Below are 466 nucleotides of genomic sequence, written 5' to 3' on the forward strand. Positions count from 1 at the left end.
GCCAGGACCTGTTCGACGTGGTGCTCGGCGCCGAGGTGGCCGAAGCCCTGCACTACAGGCTCGGCGAGAAGATCGTGCTGGCCCATGGGGTGAGCACGGTGAGCCTGGTCAAGCACGACGACAAGCCGTTCACCGTGGTCGGCATCCTCCAGCGCACCGGTACCCCGGTAGACCGCACCCTGCACATATCCCTCGCCGGCATGGAGGCGCTGCACGTCGACTGGCGCAACGGGGTGCCGGCGATGGGCGCCGGGCGCGTCAGTGCCGAGCAGGCGCGGCACATGGACCTGCAACCACAGGCGATCACCGCGTTCCTGGTCGGCCTGAAGAGCAAGGTGGCGACCTTCGCCCTGCAACGCGAGGTCAACGACTATCCCGGCGAACCGCTGATGGCGATCCTCCCCGGTGTCGCCCTGCAGGAACTGTGGGGCCTGATGGGCACCGCCGAGAAGGCACTGTTCGTGGT

Annotated in this window: 1 pseudogene; it reads left to right on the top strand. The window is 68.0% G+C overall.

The features are described from left to right. A pseudogene (locus tag GWE18_RS42020) lies at positions 1-466 on the top strand (ABC transporter permease); the annotation flags it as partial.

It is taken from the genome of Bradyrhizobium sp. CSA112, from assembly GCF_029051645.1.
Lineage (GTDB): Bacteria > Pseudomonadota > Alphaproteobacteria > Rhizobiales > Xanthobacteraceae > Bradyrhizobium.